Here is a 16,234-nt window from a genome sequence, read left to right on the forward strand (position 1 = left end):
CCGCCGCTGCCGAACGGCTAGGCTTGGTGAGGAATAGTGATGAGAGGCGCCGCGGGATTTTCCCGCCGGGTGCAAACAGGATGGGGAGAATGACGCAGACTGAGAGCCTGACGCCGGTAAAACCTGCGGAGTCGGAACTGCTGGTGGTAACCGGAATGTCCGGAGCGGGGCGCAGCACGGCGGCCAATGCTCTGGAGGATCATGGCTGGTATGTCGTGGAGAACCTGCCGCCCCAGATGTTGGCCACGCTGACCGATCTGGTATCGCGGATGCCCCAGTCGATACCCAAGCTCGCCGTCGTCGTCGATGTGCGCAGCAAGGCGCTCTTCAGCGACATCCGTGATTCGCTTGCCGGCCTGACAGCCAGCGGAGTTACCTTCCGGGTGCTGTTCCTGGACGCGAGTGACGACGTGCTGGTGCGCCGTTTCGAGCAGGGGCGCCGCCCGCATCCACTGCAGGGCGATGGAAGAATCCTGGACGGCATCGCCGCCGAACGTGAGATTCTGCGCGAGTTGAAAGATTCCTCCGCCATGGTGGTGGACACGACGGATTTGAACGTCCATGAACTCGCCACCGCCATTACGGAATATTTCTCCGCCACCGGACCGGTGGTCCTGCGGCTGAACGTGATGAGCTTCGGCTTCAAGTATGGATTGCCGGTGGATGCCAATTTCGTGGCCGACGTCCGGTTCATTCCGAACCCGCATTGGGTTCCGCGGCTGCGTCCCCATACCGGGCTGGACAAGGAGGTCAGCGACTTCGTCCTTGTCGATTCCGGCGCGGAGGAGTTCGTTGACCGCTATGTCCATGCACTTGAACCTGTCCTGACCGGTTACCGCCGCGAAAACAAGCACTATGCGACGATCGCGATTGGCTGCACCGGAGGCAAGCACCGCTCGGTTGCCGTCAGCACTGAGATCGCCAAGCGGCTGGCGCAACTTCCGCGGGTCACCGTTACGACCAGCCACCGGGACCTGGGGCGCGAGTAGTGGCGATTCGTACTGGACCGCTGCCCATAGTGCCGGTGGCGCCGTCGTCGGCTCCCACCCCGCAGCACAAGGAAAACGACCCCGCCGTCGTCGCCCTTGGCGGTGGCCATGGCCTGTCCGCTTCGCTTTCGGCCCTGCGCCTGCTGACCTCGGATCTGACTGCCGTCGTCACGGTGGCCGACGACGGTGGCTCCTCCGGACGCCTGCGCCAGGAACTTGGGGTGCTGCCGCCCGGGGATCTGCGGATGGCACTGTCCGCGCTCTGTGATGACACGGACTGGGGGAGGACTTGGCGCGACGTCATGCAGCACCGGTTCCAGCCGGACGTGTCGCGGGCTGGAACGCTCAACGGACATGCAATGGGCAACCTGCTCATTGTGACCCTTTGGGAGTTGCTGGGCGACCCCGTGGCCGGCCTCCAGTGGGCCGGCGCGCTGCTCGGAGCGCGGGGCCGGGTCCTGCCGATGGCGAGCGTACCGCTGACCATCGAGGGTGAGGTTCCTACAACTTTCCCTTCGGGCGAAACCGGACTGGATACCGTTACCGGGCAGGCCTCGCTGGCCGTGGCCGGCAGCGTGGAAAACGTGCGATTGATTCCGGATGACGCGCCGGCCTGTGTCGACGCGCTCAACGCGATTGAACTGTCCGACTGGGTCATACTCGGGCCGGGCTCCTGGTACACCTCGGTGCTGCCTCACTTACTGCTGCCCGAACTGCGGGAGGCGCTGTGCCGCACTCCGGCCCGGCGTTGCTTGACCATGAATCTCTCGGTCCACACCAAGGAAACTTCCGGAATGAGCGCGGCCGACCACCTGAAGGTGATCTCCCGCTATGCTCCGGAGTTCGGTGTGGATGTAGTCTTGGCTGATCCTAGGGCGATTGAAGATTACGCCGAGTTCGAACGTGCAGCCGCAATGATTGGTGCCGAGGTGGTCTTGGGTAAAGTAGGTGCGTCGGACGGACGTCCGGTGCATGACCCACTCCGTCTGGCGGCGGCCTACCACGATATTTTTGGGGACAGTTAGGATGGTCCGATGGCGTTGACTGCTGCAGTCAAAGAAGAGCTTTCCCACCTGGAAGTGAAGAAATCGTCGGTCCGCAAGGCCGAGGTTTCAGCAATGCTCCGGTTCGCCGGTGGGTTGCACATTATTTCCGGACGGATTGTCATTGAGGCGGAGGTGGACCTCGCTTCGACGGCGAGGCGCCTGCGCACGGCGATCGGCGAGGTTTACGGGCATAACAGCGAGATCATCGTTGTCTCCGGCGGCGGGCTGCGCCGGGGCAACCGTTATGTGGTGCGGGTGGTGCGGGACGGTGAATCCCTGGCCCGGCAGACCGGGTTGCTGGACGCCCGGGGCAGACCGGTACGTGGGCTGCCCTCCGTCGTCGTCAATGGCTCCACTGCGGACGCCGAAGCCGTCTGGCGCGGTGCCTTCCTGGCACACGGTTCGCTGACCGAACCCGGGCGGTCCTCCTCGATGGAAGTGACCTGCCCCGGCCCCGAATCGGCACTTGCGCTGGTCGGATCAGCCCGCCGGCTCAGCATTGGCGCCAAGGCCCGTGAAGTACGAGGCGTGGACCGGGTCGTGATCCGCGACGGCGACACCATCGCGGCCTTGCTGACCAGGATGGGCGCTCATGAGACCCTGCTGGTTTGGGAAGAGCGGCGGATGCGCAAGGAAGTGCGTGCCACTGCCAACAGGCTCGCAAACTTCGACGACGCCAATCTGCGGCGTTCCGCCCAAGCCGCTGTTGCCGCCGGTGCCCGGGTGGAGCGGGCTCTGGAGATCCTGGGCGAGGACGTCCCGGATCACCTCAAGTACGCCGGTGAACTCCGGGTGGCGCACAAGCAGGCAAGCCTCGACGAACTCGGGCGGCTCGCCGATCCGGTTATGACGAAGGACGCTATTGCGGGACGGATTAGAAGGTTGCTGGCTATGGCCGACAAGCGGGCCATCGAGCTTGGTATTCCGGGGACCGAGGCGAATGTGACCGCAGAGATGCTTGAAGAGTAGGTGCGTGCCTAGGATAGGACTAGTGCCGCATTAGGCCGTCCTCCGCGCGCACCGGGAAACCGGCTGCCCGCAAAGACGGCCGGCACAGGTTTCTGGATGGAGATGCCATCCAGATCAGATAAGTGAAAAGGTGGAGGATTTCGTGAGCGAGTACACACTTCCCGATTTGCCCTACGATTACGCAGCACTCGAGCCGCACATCTCGGCCCGGATCATGGAGCTGCATCACGACAAGCACCACGCAACCTACGTCAAGGGCGCCAACAGCGCCCTTGAACAGTTGGCGGAGGCGCGGGAGAAGGGCGACTACGCCAATATCCCGCGGTTGTCCAAGGATCTGGCGTTCCACACCGGTGGCCACATCAACCACTCCGTGTTCTGGAACAACATGTCCCCGGACGGTGGCGACAAGCCTGAGGGCGACCTGGCCGCAGCCATTGACGACACCTTCGGTTCCTTCGACAAGTTCCGCGATCACTTCACCGCCGCGGCGCTGAGCCTGCAGGGATCCGGCTGGGCGTTCCTCGCCTGGGAACCGCTCGGAAAGCGCCTCGTCATCGAGCAGCTCTACGATCAGCAGGGCAACGTGGCTGTCGGGACGACTCCGCTGCTGATGCTGGACATGTGGGAGCACGCCTTCTACCTGGATTACGTGAATGTTAAGGCTGATTACGTCAAGGCGTTCTGGAATATCGTCAACTGGGCCGACGTCGCCCGTCGTTTTGAAGGCGCACGCAACAATGCCTCCAGCCTGATCACCCTCTAGCAGCACCCTTAGCGGCCCGCCCGTGCGATGCCGCCTGGGATAAGGCCACGGAAAGTCCGCCGTCGAACGCGGCGGCGGCTTTCCACCGGTCTCCGGCTGACCGCACGGCCAAGTGTGAGCGGCTTAGAGAAGTTGAAACTGCGTACGACTATGAAGGAGCAAGAAACAAGTGACTACTCGTGTTGGAATCAACGGTTTCGGTCGTATCGGCCGCAATTATTTCCGTGCGGCACTGGAGCAGGGGGCGGACATCGAGATTGCCGCCGTTAATGACCTGACCAGCCCGGAAGCTCTGGCCCACCTGCTCAAGTACGACAGTGTCACCGGCCGTCTCAAGGTCAGTGTCGAGGTCAAGGACGGCGACCTGGTGGTCGACGGCAAGATCATTAAGGTTCTCGCCGAAAAAGACCCCGCCAACCTGCCGTGGAAGGATCTCGGCGTCGATATCGTCGTAGAGTCCACCGGCTTCTTCACCAAGGCCGGCGATGCGCGCAAGCACTTGGACGCCGGCGCGAAGAAGGTGCTGATTTCGGCCCCCGCTTCGGACGAGGACCTGACTGTGGTCCTGGGTGTAAATGACGATCAGTATGACTCCGAGAAGCACCACATCGTCTCGAACGCCTCCTGCACCACCAACTGCCTCGGCCCGCTGGCCAAGGTGCTCAATGACAGCTTTGGCATCCAGCGCGGCCTGATGACCACTGTGCACGCCTACACCGCAGACCAGAATCTGCAGGACGGCCCGCACAAGGACATGCGCCGTGCCCGTGCCGCCGCCGTCAACCTGGTGCCCACCTCCACCGGTGCAGCCAAGGCCATCGGCCTGGTGCTGCCGGAGCTGAAGGGCAAGCTGGACGGCTACGCCATCCGCGTCCCCATCCCTACCGGCTCGGTCACCGACCTGACTGTGACCCTCGACCGCGAGGTCACCGAGGAAGAGGTCAACGCCGCCTACAAGGCCGCAGCCGACAATGGTGCGCTGAAGGGCTACCTCAGCTACACCGAGGACCCACTGGTTTCATCCGACATCACCACCGATCCGGCGTCGTGCATTTTCGATTCCGGCCTGACCAAGGTGATTGGCGACCAGGTCAAGGTCGTTGGCTGGTACGACAACGAATGGGGTTACTCCAACCGCCTCGTTGATTTGACCGAAATCGTCGCTGAAAAGCTTTCCTGACGGCGCGCGGAATGGCTGCACTTACCCTCGACGAACTGATTGCCGAAGGAGTCCAGGGCAAGCACGTCCTGGTCCGGTCGGACCTGAACGTGCCGCTCGACGGCTCCGGCGCGTCCAAGCAGGTGACCGACGACGGGCGCATCCGTGCCTCGTTGCCGGTCCTGCAGAAGCTCTGCGACGCCGGTGCCCGCGTCATCGTGATGGCGCACCTGGGCCGGCCCAAGGGCGAACCGGATCCGCAGTATTCGCTCAAACCGGCTGCTGACCGGCTCGCCGAACTCGCCTCCTTCAAAGTCGAGCTGGCTGCGGACACGGTCGGCGAAAGCGCACGCGCCAAGGCGGCGGAACTATCCGAAGGCAACGTCCTGGTACTCGAGAACGTTCGTTTCGACGCACGGGAAACGAGCAAGGACGACGCCGAGCGCGGCGCCATGGCGGACGAGCTGGCTGCCCTCACAACCCAGGACGGCGCCTCCGGCGCATATGTGGACGATGCCTTCGGCGCCGTACACCGCAAACATGCGAGTGTTTTCGATATCGCCAAGCGGCTGCCCGCATACCAGGGAGATCTGGTGCGCACCGAGCTGGACGTGCTGGACAAGCTGACCAAGGATCCCGATCGTCCCTATGTCGTTGTCCTGGGCGGTTCCAAAGTCTCCGACAAACTGGCCGTGATCGACAATATGATGGCCCAGGCGGACTACCTGCTGATCGGCGGTGGCATGGTGTTCACCTTCCTGGCAGCGCAGGGCCACAACGTGGGTTCCAGTCTCCTGGAGGAGGACCAGCTCGACACGGTAAAGGGCTACCTCGACGCTGCCGCCGGTTCGAACTGTGAATTCGTTCTGCCCACCGACATCGAGGTTGCCTCCGGGTTTGCCGCCGATGCCGAACACGCCACGGTGGCGGCGGAGTCGATCGAACAGAGCGATTTCGGATCATCCGGGATCGGCCTGGACATCGGTCCTGCCTCGGCAGAGGCCTTTGCCGGCTACATCAAGTCGGCCCGCACCGTTTTCTGGAACGGGCCGATGGGGGTATTCGAATTCGACGCCTTTGCCGGCGGCACGAAGACCGTCGCCCAGGCGCTGACCGAGACCCAGGGATTCACCGTCGTCGGAGGCGGCGACTCGGCGGCAGCTGTGCGAAGCCTCGGTTTCGAGGATAGCCAGTTCGGCCATATTTCCACCGGCGGTGGCGCCAGCCTTGAATACCTGGAGGGCAAGGAACTGCCCGGACTGACCGCACTTGAGAGCTAGTGGCGGTGCTGTGATCCTGCACAGCGACCGCAATATACATCCGCGCCAAACACGACACTTCGGAGAGCTATGACGACCTCGACCAACGGCAAGTACGACCGGACACCGCTGATCGCCGGGAACTGGAAGATGAACCTGGATCATGTTCAGGGCATCACCATGCTGCAAAAACTGGCCTGGACCCTCAGCGACGCCAAGCACGACTACAGCCGGGTCGAGGTGGCCGTGTTCCCGCCCTTTACGGACCTGCGGTCGGTGCAAACCCTCGTGCACGGCGACGAACTCGAAATCGGCTACGGCGGACAGGATCTCTCCGATCAGGACTCCGGCGCCTACACCGGTGACATCTCCGGGCAATTCCTCGCCAAGCTCGGCTGCAAGTATGCCCTTGTCGGCCACAGCGAACGGCGCACTGTCCACGGTGAATCCGACGAGCTGCTGAAGGCCAAAGTCCAGGCGGCCTACCGCCATGGACTCACCCCCGTGCTGTGCGTCGGCGAGGGCCTGGACGTCCGCCAGGCGGGCAAGCACGTCGAGCACAGCCTCGAACAGCTGCGCGCAGCCGTGGCGGAGCTGCCAGCCGCGCAGGCTGCCGGGATCGTGGTGGCATACGAGCCGGTCTGGGCCATCGGGACCGGGGAAGTTGCGGGTCCGGAGGACGCTCAGGAAATGTGTGCGGCCCTGCGCGCTGAGCTGGAGAAGCTGTATGACGAAGGTGTTGCCGCCAAGGTGCGGCTGCTGTACGGCGGATCCGTTAAGGGCGCCAACGCGGCCTCGATTCTGCAGCAGCGGGATGTCGATGGTGTGCTGGTCGGTGGTGCCAGCCTGGACCCGGCAGAATTTGCTAGTATTGTCAGGTTCGAGCAGCATCTTGTGACCGGCTGACGTCCGGCTGGCGCGGCTCGACCCGATTTACTTTTTATCATCAACGCTGAAAGGCAGTTGTGGACGCTCTACACATCATCCTGCAGATTCTCCTCGGGCTCACGAGCCTGTTGCTGACTCTGCTGATCCTGCTCCACAAGGGCCGCGGCGGTGGCATGTCGGATATGTTCGGCGGCGGCATGACATCGAGCCTCGGCTCATCCGGCGTCGCTGAGCGGAACCTGAACCGCTTCACCGTCGCCCTGGGCATCACCTGGGGCCTGGTGATCATTGCCCTCGGACTGGTGATGCGGTTCTCCGGCGACTCATAGGTCCGCTGGTCCCCGGCGGCGCCGGGGTGTTTGAACTGAATGAAGATATAAGAGGCCGCCGGCGGTTACGGAACCGCCAGCGGCCTCTGCTTATGCAAGTGAAGCTACTGTTCCACACTCTCCGAGATCATCAACTGTTCTGGAATCTGCGCGGCAGCGTCCTGGTCGATCAGCCACAGCGTCTTTGACCGGCCGGCCGCCCCTGCTGCCGGCACCTGGACAGGCGCAGCGCCCGCCAACGCCAGTCCCACCGCTCCAGCCTTGTCATTTCCGGCCACGGCGATCCATACCTCATCCGCTGAATTGATCGCCTCCAGAGTCAGCGACACCCGCAACGGGGGTGGCTTAGGCGAATTCTCGACTCCAACGACCGTCTGGTTGCGGGTACGGACGCCTTCCATGTCGGGGAAGAGGGAGGCGATGTGAGCATCCGGGCCTACCCCCAGCAGGAGTACATCGAACTGCGGCAACCGTGCAGCACGATTGGAAACGTCACGGTCCACCGCGCGATCCGGTGCGGAACCGGGCTCCGTCCCTGTGCTGCCCTCGGCCGACCGTTCGTGGGCTGCTTCCAGCGCAAGCTCCGCCGCGTAGGCATCGGCCGCCGCATGGACATCCTCAAACTCGTCAGCGGATCCGAACGGGTGGATCCGAAGCCGGTCGACGCCGACCCGCCCCAGCAATGCTTCCTCGGCCTGCACAGCATTCCGCTCGGCATCGCCGCCGGGAAGGAACCGTTCGTCGCCCCACCAGAAGTTCACCCGGGCCCAGTCAACATCGCCGACGTTGTCCGCTGCGGCGATGGAGGCCAGGATCGAAATCCCCAGGGTGCCACCGGTGAGGACAACGGTGGCTTCGCCGCGCCGGCGCTGCACCAAGGCCAGTCGGTCGATAAGCCGGCCGGCGGCAGCACTGCTCAAACCATCGAAGTCGCTGTGGATTTTTACCCTGGGGGATGCACTCATGCTGAAACGGTCTCCTCACTGGCTGACCCTGGTCCGTCAGGCCGGGCACCGGCCAACGCACGGTTCAGTCCTTCTGTTATCACTTCTCCGAAAACTTCATCGGGGTCCAGCCGGCGCAGTTCCTCCGCCAAGCAGGCCTGGAGCGTGCGGCGGGGCAGGGCAATCCGCTGGACAGGTTGGCCCGGCTGATTCAGGGTGGCGACGGTCAGATTCGGACGGACCAGCTCAATATCGCCGCCCTTCCGCTCAAGCAGGACCCTGCGGATCCCGGTGCCAGCGGGATCGTCAATGATCTTGACGGGGGAATCCAGCGCCATTGTCAACCAGGAAGCCAACAGCAAGGTGCTGGGGGAGTCCGTGGCGCCTTCCACCGTAATCCGGGTGACCGGTTCAGCTGAAACGTGGTCCATCACCGCAGCCAGCTGGATACGCCAGTTGGTGAGGCGGGTCCAGGCGAGATCGGTGTCGCCTGCTACGTAGGTTCCGCTGATGTGCTTCAACGCCGCACGCGGATCAGGTTCGTTGGCCGAATCCGTGATCCGGCGGTGCGCAATCCGTCCGATGGAGCTGTTAGCGGCTGATTCGGGAATACCATGCGGCCACCAGGCAACGATTGGCGCATCGGGCAGCAGCAACGCCGAGACCACTGATTCACTTTCGACCGCCAATGACCCCTGCCCGCGCAGGACCACCACCTCCGAGGCTCCGGCGTCACCACCGACCCGGATCTGGGCATCCAGGCGGGTTTCCTGGTCAGTATCGCCACCGGCCAGCACGATGATCCGGCACGGGTGCTCCCGGCTGGCGGCATTGGCTGCCTCTATGGCCTCTTCCTCATAACCCGAGCGGGTTATCACCACCAGCGTCAAGACCCGGCCGAGGGCAACCACACCGCCGAGCTCGCGCATTGTCATGATTTCCTTGGAAACCTGCGACGTCGTTGTACCGGGCAGATCAACAATCACGGCCGCCTCCAGGATCGTCCATCACGGGCAAGCAGCTCAGCCGCGGCCGGTGGTCCCCAACTTCCGGGTTTATACGCCTCGGGCTGTTCACCGTGCTCGCTCCAGTACTGTTCAAAGGGGTCCAGGATCTTCCACGACAACTCGACCTCCTGATGCCGCGGGAACAACGGTGGTTCCCCCAGCAGCACATCGAGGATCAGGCGTTCATAGGCCTCAGGACTGGATTCAGTAAACGCATGTCCGTAGCCGAAGTCCATGGTCACATCCCGGACCTCCATCTGGGTTCCGGGAACCTTCGAGCCGAAACGGATGGTCGCTCCCTCATCGGGCTGGACCCGGATAACGACGGCGTTCTGGCCGAAGTCGTCTTCATCGTGATGCGGGAACAACATGTTGGGGGCCCGTTTGAAGACGACGGCGATCTCCGTCACCCGCCGGCCAAGCCGCTTGCCGGTACGCAGGTAGAACGGGACACCGCTCCAGCGGCGGGTGTTGATGTCCAGGCGCAGCGCGGCGTAGGTTTCGGTGATCGAAGACTGGGGGATATCGTCCTCTTCGAGGTACCCCTTCACTTCCTGGCCGCCCTGCAGGCCGCCGGCATACTGGCCTAGTGCCGAGTGGGCGCCGAGGTCTTCCGGGAGCTTCACGGCGGCCAGTACCTTCTCCTTCTCCGCCCGCAGATCGCCGGCATCGAAGGTGATAGGTTCTTCCATTGCCGTCAGGGCAAGAAGCTGAAGCAAGTGGTTCTGGATGACATCGCGGGCCGCGCCGACGCCGTCGTAATACCCCGCACGGCCACCGATGCCAATATCCTCCGCCATGGTGATTTGGACGTGGTCGACGTAGTTCGAATTCCAGAGCGGTTCAAACAACTGGTTGGCGAAGCGCAGCGCCAGTATGTTCTGGACCGTTTCCTTCCCCAGATAGTGGTCGATGCGGAAGACGGAATCCGGCGCGAATACGGACTCGACGATTTCGTTGAGCTCCCGGGCGGATTCCAGGTCATGACCGAACGGCTTTTCGATGACGACGCGGCGCCAGGTGCCCTCTTCGGCATTGGCCAGCCCGTGCTGTGACAGTTGCTGGCAAACCTGCTCGAACTTGTTCGGAGGAATGGACAGGTAGAACGCGTGATTGCCTTGGGTTCCGCGCTGCTCGTCCAGTTGGCCGACGGTTTTCTTCAGCCGGTCGAACGCGTCGTCGTTGTCGAATTCACCCTGAACAAAACGGATACCTTCGGCCAGCTGGCTCCAGACATCTTCGCTGAAAGGGGTGCGTGCGTATTGCTGCACCGCCTCCTTCACCTGGGCAGCGAATTCTTCGTCATCCCAGTCCCGGCGTGCAAAGCCGACGAGGGCGAAACTGGGAGGCAACAGGCCGCGGTTGGCCAGGTCATAGATAGCCGGCATCAGCTTCTTGCGGGCGAGGTCGCCGGTTACGCCGAAAAGCACCAGCGAGGAAGGGCCTGCGATCCGGTTAAGCCGCCGGTCCCTCGGATCCCGCAGGGGATTCCTGTGCCGGGTGGATTCACTCGTGGGCATCAGTCACATTCCGCCGCTGGTGTTGAGGAAGGCCACTGCGTCCATGAGCTGCTTCGTGCCCGCAGCGCGGTCCGTCAGGTGCAGGCGCAGTACCGGCCGGCCATGGTCAGCCAGGACCTGGGCATCTCCAGCCGCCTGCGCCGAAATCAGTTCACCGAAGCTGAAGGGCCGGTCCGGAATGGACAGATCCTCGTCTGCGGCCGCCGTCACCTGGAGGTAGACGCCCACTGCGGGTCCACCTTTATGGAACTGCCCGGTTGAGTGCAGGAACCGTGGTCCCCATCCGAATGTGACGGGCCGGCCGGTGATGCGCGCCAGTGGATCCCGGACCCGGGACAGCGACTCATAGGCAATGCGGTCAAAGTACGCCTGCACGCTGAGATATCCATCCGATGGCAGCTGCTCTATCAGGGCGCGCAGCGCATCGTCCACGCTGGCGGCATTGCCGAGCATCGTTTGGTCGGCACGGACCTCGATGGCGCCGTCGGTGAAGTTTGCCGGCGCCTGCTCAGGGCGGTTGTCCAGCAGCCCGCGTGCGGCGTCCTTGGCTGCTTCGACATCCGGTTGGTCGAAGGGATTGATCCCCAGCAGGCGGCCGGCGACGACCGTGCCATACTCCCAGGCCAACAATTGGCTGCCCAAGCTGCCCGACACTGCAATCTGATTGTCCTTGAGTTCCACGTGGGCATCCTGGCCGACGAGCCGCACCACCAGGATGTCCGACGCATCCGATGACACCTCAGGCGAATCCGGTTCGGCGACGACCGGAAGGACACCGGTGCCCAGCTTTCCCGTCGATTCGGCGACGAGCTGTTCGGCCCAATCCGCGAAACCAACCATCGAGGATCCCTCGTCAACGATGACGATCTTGTTGCGCAGCGGCTCAGTTCCGCCGAGGGCAGCCCCCAGCACCAGACCAATGTTGCCGTCGTCGTCGTCCCGCAGCATTTCCGAGGCCTCCTCGGCCTCATCGAGCAGCGCTTCAATATCGACGCCGGCCAGTCCGGAGGGAACCAGGCCGAAAGCGGTCAGCGCCGAATACCTGCCACCGACATTCGGATCGGCGTTGAAGACCTCGCGGTAACCGGCCTTCCTGGAGTCGGAATCCATCGGCGAACCCGGGTCCGTCACGACAATGATGCGCCGGGCTGCATCCAGTCCGGCATCATTGAACGCCTTCTCGAAGGTCCGCCGGATCGAATCCGTTTCCAGCGTCGAGCCGGACTTGGAAGAGACCACGATGGCGGTCTGCTCCAAGTTGTCTTCCAAAGCATGGCGTACCTGCTCCGGGTCGGTACTGTCCAAAACGGCCAGTTCGACGCCGGCGGTCCGGGTGATGACTTCCGGCGCCAAGGAGGATCCGCCCATCCCTGCCAAGGCGATACGCGTGACGCCTTCGGCTTTGAGTTCGTCCCGCAGCTGAAGGATCCGCGGCACCAGCGGCCGTGAGGTCTCCGCCAACTCCACCCATCCGAGCCGTTGTGACGCTTCCGCCTCGGCGTCCTTACCCCACAGCGTCGCGTCCTTCGCGGTGATGCGGGAGGCGACGTGGTCCTCCACCAGGGCACTTATATGCCGATCAATGGCCTGGCGGGCGGCGGCCGCCGCGTCAATGGAGAGCGAACTCATGGCTGACAAATCCTCCTGCTTGTTGATCGAACACTGCCTGGCGCTACTGCTTGCCGGAGCTCCCGGCATTATCGAGCGCGGCCTGGACGGTGTCCAGCAGCTGGCTCCAGCTCTTGACGAACTTATCCACGCCTTCGGTTTCCAGCAGCCCGACGACGTCGTTGTAGGAAATGCCCAGCTTTTCCAGGTCATTCAACACGGCATTGGCTTCGTCGTACGTGCCGGTGACGGTGTCGCCGGTCACCTCGGCATGATCTGCCGCCGCCTCCAGGGTCTTCTCCGGCATCGTATTGACGACGTTCGGCGCAACCAGATCGGTCACGTACATCGTGTCTGGGTACGCCGGATCCTTCACGCCGGTTGAGGCCCACAGCGGACGCTGCTGGCGGGCTCCGGCGTCGGCGAGGGTCTTCCACCGTTCGGTACTGAACTGCTGTTCGTAGACCTGGTAGGCCAGCCGGGCATTGGCCACTCCAGCCTTGCCTTTCAGCGCCTTCGCTTCGTCGGTGCCGATGGCGTCGAGGCGCGTATCCACTTCGGAATCGACGCGGGAGACAAAGAAGGAAGCGACCGAATGGATCTTGGACAGGTCCTTGCCGGCTTCCTTCGCCCGCTCCATTCCGAGCATGAAGGCATTGATGACTTCCCGGTACCGATCCAGCGAAAAGATCAGCGTGACGTTGACGCTGATGCCCTCGGCCAGGGTCGCCGCAATCGGCTCAAGGCCGGCTTCGGTGGCCGGAATCTTGATGTGCACGTTGTTGCGGTTAACTTTCCGGGACAGCTGCTGCGCCACTTCGGCCGTCTTCGCCGCATCATCGGACAGGCGCGGATCAACCTCAATGGAGACCCGGCCGTCAACACCGTCGGTGCGTTCGGCAATCGGCGCAAAAAGGTCGCATGCCTCGGTCACATCGCGGGTGGTGATTTCGAATACCGCGGTTTCGACGTCGGCGCCCGATGCGGCCAGTTCGGAGACCTGCTCCGCGTAGGACTCACCGTCAGAAAGAGCTGACGCGAAAATACTCGGGTTGGTGGTGATTCCGACGACGTTCCGCTCGTCCATCAGCTTCTGGAGGTTTCCGGAGGCGAGGAGTTCCCGGGACAGGTCGTCGAGCCAGATGGACACGCCTGCGTCGGCGAGCTGACTGGTCGGCTTTGATTGGGAGCTGGTTGTCTGTGTCATGACTGATTCTCCTTAATGAAGAGGGTTCGGCGTGCTACTGGAGGTCGCCGGTGGTTGAAGATTGTGCTCCGGAGGCCGCGCCGGTGGAACGGTTGAGAGGGCCGGGCCCGGACTGTGCTGCCTCGAGTGACTCGCGGGCGGCAGCGACGACGGCGTCCGCGGTGATCTCGAACTCGCGGAACAACGTCTTGTAGTCGGCTGAGGCACCGAAGTGTTCCAACGAGACCGAGCGGCCGGAATCGCCGATCAGATCGCGCCAGCCCTGGGCGACGCCCGCCTCAACGGAGACCCGGGCACGTACACCGGAAGGCAGGACGCTCTCGCGGTATTGCTCGTCCTGCTGGTCGAACCACTCAAGGCAGGGCATCGACACCACACGGGTGGGTACGCCATCGGTCTGCAGCGCTTCCCGGGCCTGAACCGCCAACTGGACCTCGGATCCGGTGCCGATCAGGATCACCTGGGCATCACCGCCGTCGGCCTCGGCCAGGACATAACCGCCCTTGGCAACGCCGTCGGCGGAAGCGAAGGTGCTTCCCGACGCCGCGCCGGTGCCGCGCTCATAGGTGGGAATGTTCTGCCGGGTGAGTACAATTCCCGCCGGGTTATTGGTGTTTTCCAGAATGGTGCGCCAGGCGACAGCGACTTCGTTGGCGTCGCCGGGACGGACGACGTCGAGTCCGGGGATGGCGCGCAGCGAGGCCAATTGTTCGACTGGCTGGTGCGTCGGGCCATCCTCGCCCAGACCGATGGAATCGTGCGTCCAGACGTAGACCGCGGGAACGCCCATCAGAGCGCCCAGGCGGATCGCCGGCCGCTGGTAGTCGCTGAAGATCAGGAACGTCCCGGAGAATGCACGGGTGCTTGAATGCATCACGATGCCGTTGACGATCGCTGCGGCGGCGTGCTCGCGGATGCCGAAGTGCAGTACCCGTCCGTACGGACCACCGGACCACATATCGGTCTGCCGCGACTCGGGGATGAACGACGGCGATCCTTCGATCGTCGTATTGTTCGACTCCGCCAGATCGGCCGATCCGCCCCATAGCTCCGGCAGCACCGGCCCGATCGAGCCTAGCACCTTGCCCGACGCCTTGCGGGTGGAGACATCCTCCCCAGCAGGGAAGGAGGGCAACTTGTCCGTCCAGCCTTCAGGGAGTTCGCGAGCGGAGATACGCTGCAGCAGCTGATTCTCCTCCGGATGCGCATCCTTCCATCCGGAGAAGCTCTTTTCCCACTCCGCACGTTCTTCCTTGCCACGCTGCACCACCTGGCGGGCGTGCTCAAGAACTTCGGAGTCAACCTGGAACTGCTGCTCCGGGTCGAAGCCCAGCTCCTTCTTCACAGCGGCGACTTCATCAGCGCCGAGGGCGGAGCCGTGTACCTTGCCGGTGTTCTGCTTGTTGGGGGCAGGCCACCCGATAATGGTCCGAAGGGCAATGATCGAGGGCTTGGAGGTTTCCTGCTTTGCAGCCTTTAATGCGCCATAGAGCTCCGCGACGTCCTCGACGTACTCGCCGGTCTTGGTCCAGTCCACGCGCTGGACATGCCAGCCGTAGGCCTCGTAGCGTTTGAGCACATCCTCGGAGAAGGAGACGTCGGTGTCGTCCTCGATGGAGATGTGGTTCTGGTCGTACAGGACCACCATGTTGCCCAGCTCCTGGTGGCCGGCCAGCGACGAAGCCTCCGAGGTCACGCCTTCTTGGAGATCGCCGTCGGAAGCAACGACCCAGATGGTGTGGTCGAACGGGCTTTCCCCTGTGGCGGCCTCCGGGTCCATCATTCCGCGCATGCGGCGCTGGGCATAAGCAAAACCGACCGAGGTCGCCAATCCCTGTCCCAGGGGGCCGGTGGTGACTTCGACGCCGGCAGTGTGGCGGTACTCCGGGTGGCCGGGGGTTTTCGAACCCCAGGTCCGCAGTTCCTGCAGGTCCTCAATCTCCAGTCCATAGCCGGAGAGGTACAACTGGATGTAGAGGGTGAGCGAGGTGTGTCCAGGGGAGAGGACGAAGCGGTCCCGTCCGGTCCATTCCGGATCCGACGGGTCGTGCCGCATCATTTTCTGGAAGATCATGTAAGCGGCCGGAGCCAGGCTCATTGCGGTTCCGGGATGCCCGTTTCCAACCTTCTCCACGGCATCTGCCGCCAGAACACGAACGGTATCCACTGCGCGCTGGTCCAGATCAGACCAATGAAGTTCTTCTTCCATATGTGGCACGTTTACCGAGCCCCTCTCTCTACTGTCGCTCAGCGGAAGCGGCCCTGACCGGTGCTCCGGAATGTGGACTATTCCACTGGCCGTCCGCGGTTGAAACTTTGATAAGTTGCCTTGCTCTTAGCTCGCTTTCAACCTTAGTCGCATTCACCTGCACCCTGCCCGTTCGTGTCGTCATGAGGATTGTTCGCCAGCTGCGGAAAAACGTTTCTACACGGCGTAGTAAGATTGTTTCCGGAGCGGAACGGGAATCGACTGGCCGACTGCTCCAGTAGGTATGATGGATACGGAAACCGAGTGCCGTCATGGTTGCCTTTACACTCGGACA

Annotated in this window: 14 protein-coding genes; 8 read left to right on the forward strand and 6 right to left on the reverse strand. The window is 63.2% G+C overall.

What is annotated here, in order from left to right:
* Positions 1 to 89 precede the first annotated feature (89 nt).
* The 8 genes from rapZ to secG all read left to right on the forward strand — a co-directional run bounded on the left by rapZ (position 90) and on the right by secG (position 7,405).
* Complete coding sequence (gene rapZ, locus Y707_RS0102810; RefSeq protein WP_026533948.1) at positions 90 to 989, forward strand: RNase adapter RapZ; 900 nt, start codon at positions 90 to 92, stop codon at positions 987 to 989.
* A complete protein-coding gene (locus Y707_RS0102815; RefSeq protein ID WP_026533949.1) occupies positions 989 to 2,014 on the forward strand; it encodes a gluconeogenesis factor YvcK family protein in 1,026 nt (341 codons plus the stop codon). Before rapZ ends, Y707_RS0102815 begins: the two co-directional genes overlap by 1 nt.
* Positions 2,015 to 2,023: 9 nt before the next feature.
* Complete coding sequence (gene whiA, locus Y707_RS0102820) at positions 2,024 to 3,004, forward strand: DNA-binding protein WhiA (RefSeq protein WP_026533950.1); 981 nt, start codon at positions 2,024 to 2,026, stop codon at positions 3,002 to 3,004.
* A gap of 142 nt (positions 3,005 to 3,146) precedes the next feature.
* On the forward strand, positions 3,147 to 3,770 hold the full coding sequence (locus tag Y707_RS0102825; RefSeq protein WP_026533951.1) for a superoxide dismutase: 624 nt from the start codon (positions 3,147 to 3,149) through the stop codon (positions 3,768 to 3,770).
* Between the two features lie 169 nt (positions 3,771 to 3,939).
* Positions 3,940 to 4,950: a type I glyceraldehyde-3-phosphate dehydrogenase gene (gene gap / locus Y707_RS0102830; RefSeq protein ID WP_026533952.1), complete on the forward strand. Its 1,011-nt coding sequence runs from the start codon at positions 3,940 to 3,942 to the stop codon at positions 4,948 to 4,950.
* A gap of 11 nt (positions 4,951 to 4,961) precedes the next feature.
* The gene (locus Y707_RS0102835; RefSeq protein WP_026533953.1) at positions 4,962 to 6,209 is read left to right on the forward strand and encodes a phosphoglycerate kinase; all 1,248 of its coding nucleotides are present in this window, start codon (positions 4,962 to 4,964) and stop codon (positions 6,207 to 6,209) included.
* Between the two features lie 69 nt (positions 6,210 to 6,278).
* A complete protein-coding gene (gene tpiA, locus Y707_RS0102840; protein WP_026533954.1) occupies positions 6,279 to 7,094 on the forward strand; it encodes a triose-phosphate isomerase in 816 nt (271 codons plus the stop codon).
* Between the two features lie 59 nt (positions 7,095 to 7,153).
* Positions 7,154 to 7,405, forward strand: coding sequence for a preprotein translocase subunit SecG (secG, locus tag Y707_RS0102845; RefSeq protein ID WP_026533955.1), 252 nt, complete (start codon positions 7,154 to 7,156; stop codon positions 7,403 to 7,405).
* 104 nt (positions 7,406 to 7,509) lie between these two features.
* Here the strand turns inward: secG and Y707_RS0102850 are convergent, their stop codons facing one another.
* The 6 genes from Y707_RS0102850 to tkt are packed head-to-tail and all read right to left on the reverse strand — an operon-like array spanning position 7,510 to position 15,900.
* Entirely contained in the window at positions 7,510 to 8,370 is an 861-nt protein-coding gene (locus Y707_RS0102850; protein WP_026533956.1) for a 6-phosphogluconolactonase, read from the reverse strand.
* Positions 8,367 to 9,335 (reverse strand): glucose-6-phosphate dehydrogenase assembly protein OpcA, encoded by a 969-nt coding sequence (locus Y707_RS23010; RefSeq protein ID WP_051441578.1) that lies wholly within the window; start codon positions 9,333 to 9,335, stop codon positions 8,367 to 8,369. Before Y707_RS23010 ends, Y707_RS0102850 begins: the two co-directional genes overlap by 4 nt.
* Entirely contained in the window at positions 9,332 to 10,876 is a 1,545-nt protein-coding gene (gene zwf, locus Y707_RS0102860) for a glucose-6-phosphate dehydrogenase (RefSeq protein WP_026533957.1), read from the reverse strand. Before zwf ends, Y707_RS23010 begins: the two co-directional genes overlap by 4 nt.
* Positions 10,877 to 10,879: 3 nt before the next feature.
* Positions 10,880 to 12,505: a phosphoglucose isomerase-related protein gene (locus tag Y707_RS0102865; protein WP_026533958.1), complete on the reverse strand. Its 1,626-nt coding sequence runs from the start codon at positions 12,503 to 12,505 to the stop codon at positions 10,880 to 10,882.
* Between the two features lie 43 nt (positions 12,506 to 12,548).
* Positions 12,549 to 13,691 (reverse strand): transaldolase, encoded by a 1,143-nt coding sequence (tal, locus tag Y707_RS0102870; protein WP_026533959.1) that lies wholly within the window; start codon positions 13,689 to 13,691, stop codon positions 12,549 to 12,551.
* Positions 13,692 to 13,725: 34 nt separating this feature from the next.
* Positions 13,726 to 15,900: a transketolase gene (gene tkt, locus Y707_RS0102875; protein ID WP_081744572.1), complete on the reverse strand. Its 2,175-nt coding sequence runs from the start codon at positions 15,898 to 15,900 to the stop codon at positions 13,726 to 13,728.
* Between the last annotated feature and the right edge of the window lie 334 nt (positions 15,901 to 16,234).

Origin of the sequence: Arthrobacter sp. H14, from assembly GCF_000520495.1 — a bacterium.
Taxonomy (GTDB): Bacteria; Actinomycetota; Actinomycetes; order Actinomycetales; family Micrococcaceae; genus Arthrobacter_C.

What these genes read in the sequence shown, in the direction of transcription:
- zwf (WP_026533957.1), bottom strand. Translation starts at nt 10,876, where the DNA reads ATGCCCACGAGTGAATCCACCCGGCACAGGAATCCCCTGCGGGATCCG.
- tpiA (WP_026533954.1), top strand. Translation starts at nt 6,279, where the DNA reads ATGACGACCTCGACCAACGGCAAGTACGACCGGACACCGCTGATCGCC.
- rapZ (WP_026533948.1), top strand. Translation starts at nt 90, where the DNA reads ATGACGCAGACTGAGAGCCTGACGCCGGTAAAACCTGCGGAGTCGGAA.
- tkt (WP_081744572.1), bottom strand. Translation starts at nt 15,900, where the DNA reads ATGGAAGAAGAACTTCATTGGTCTGATCTGGACCAGCGCGCAGTGGAT.
- Y707_RS0102865 (WP_026533958.1), bottom strand. Translation starts at nt 12,505, where the DNA reads ATGAGTTCGCTCTCCATTGACGCGGCGGCCGCCGCCCGCCAGGCCATT.
- Y707_RS0102835 (WP_026533953.1), top strand. Translation starts at nt 4,962, where the DNA reads ATGGCTGCACTTACCCTCGACGAACTGATTGCCGAAGGAGTCCAGGGC.
- tal (WP_026533959.1), bottom strand. Translation starts at nt 13,691, where the DNA reads ATGACACAGACAACCAGCTCCCAATCAAAGCCGACCAGTCAGCTCGCC.
- whiA (WP_026533950.1), top strand. Translation starts at nt 2,024, where the DNA reads ATGGCGTTGACTGCTGCAGTCAAAGAAGAGCTTTCCCACCTGGAAGTG.
- Y707_RS0102850 (WP_026533956.1), bottom strand. Translation starts at nt 8,370, where the DNA reads ATGAGTGCATCCCCCAGGGTAAAAATCCACAGCGACTTCGATGGTTTG.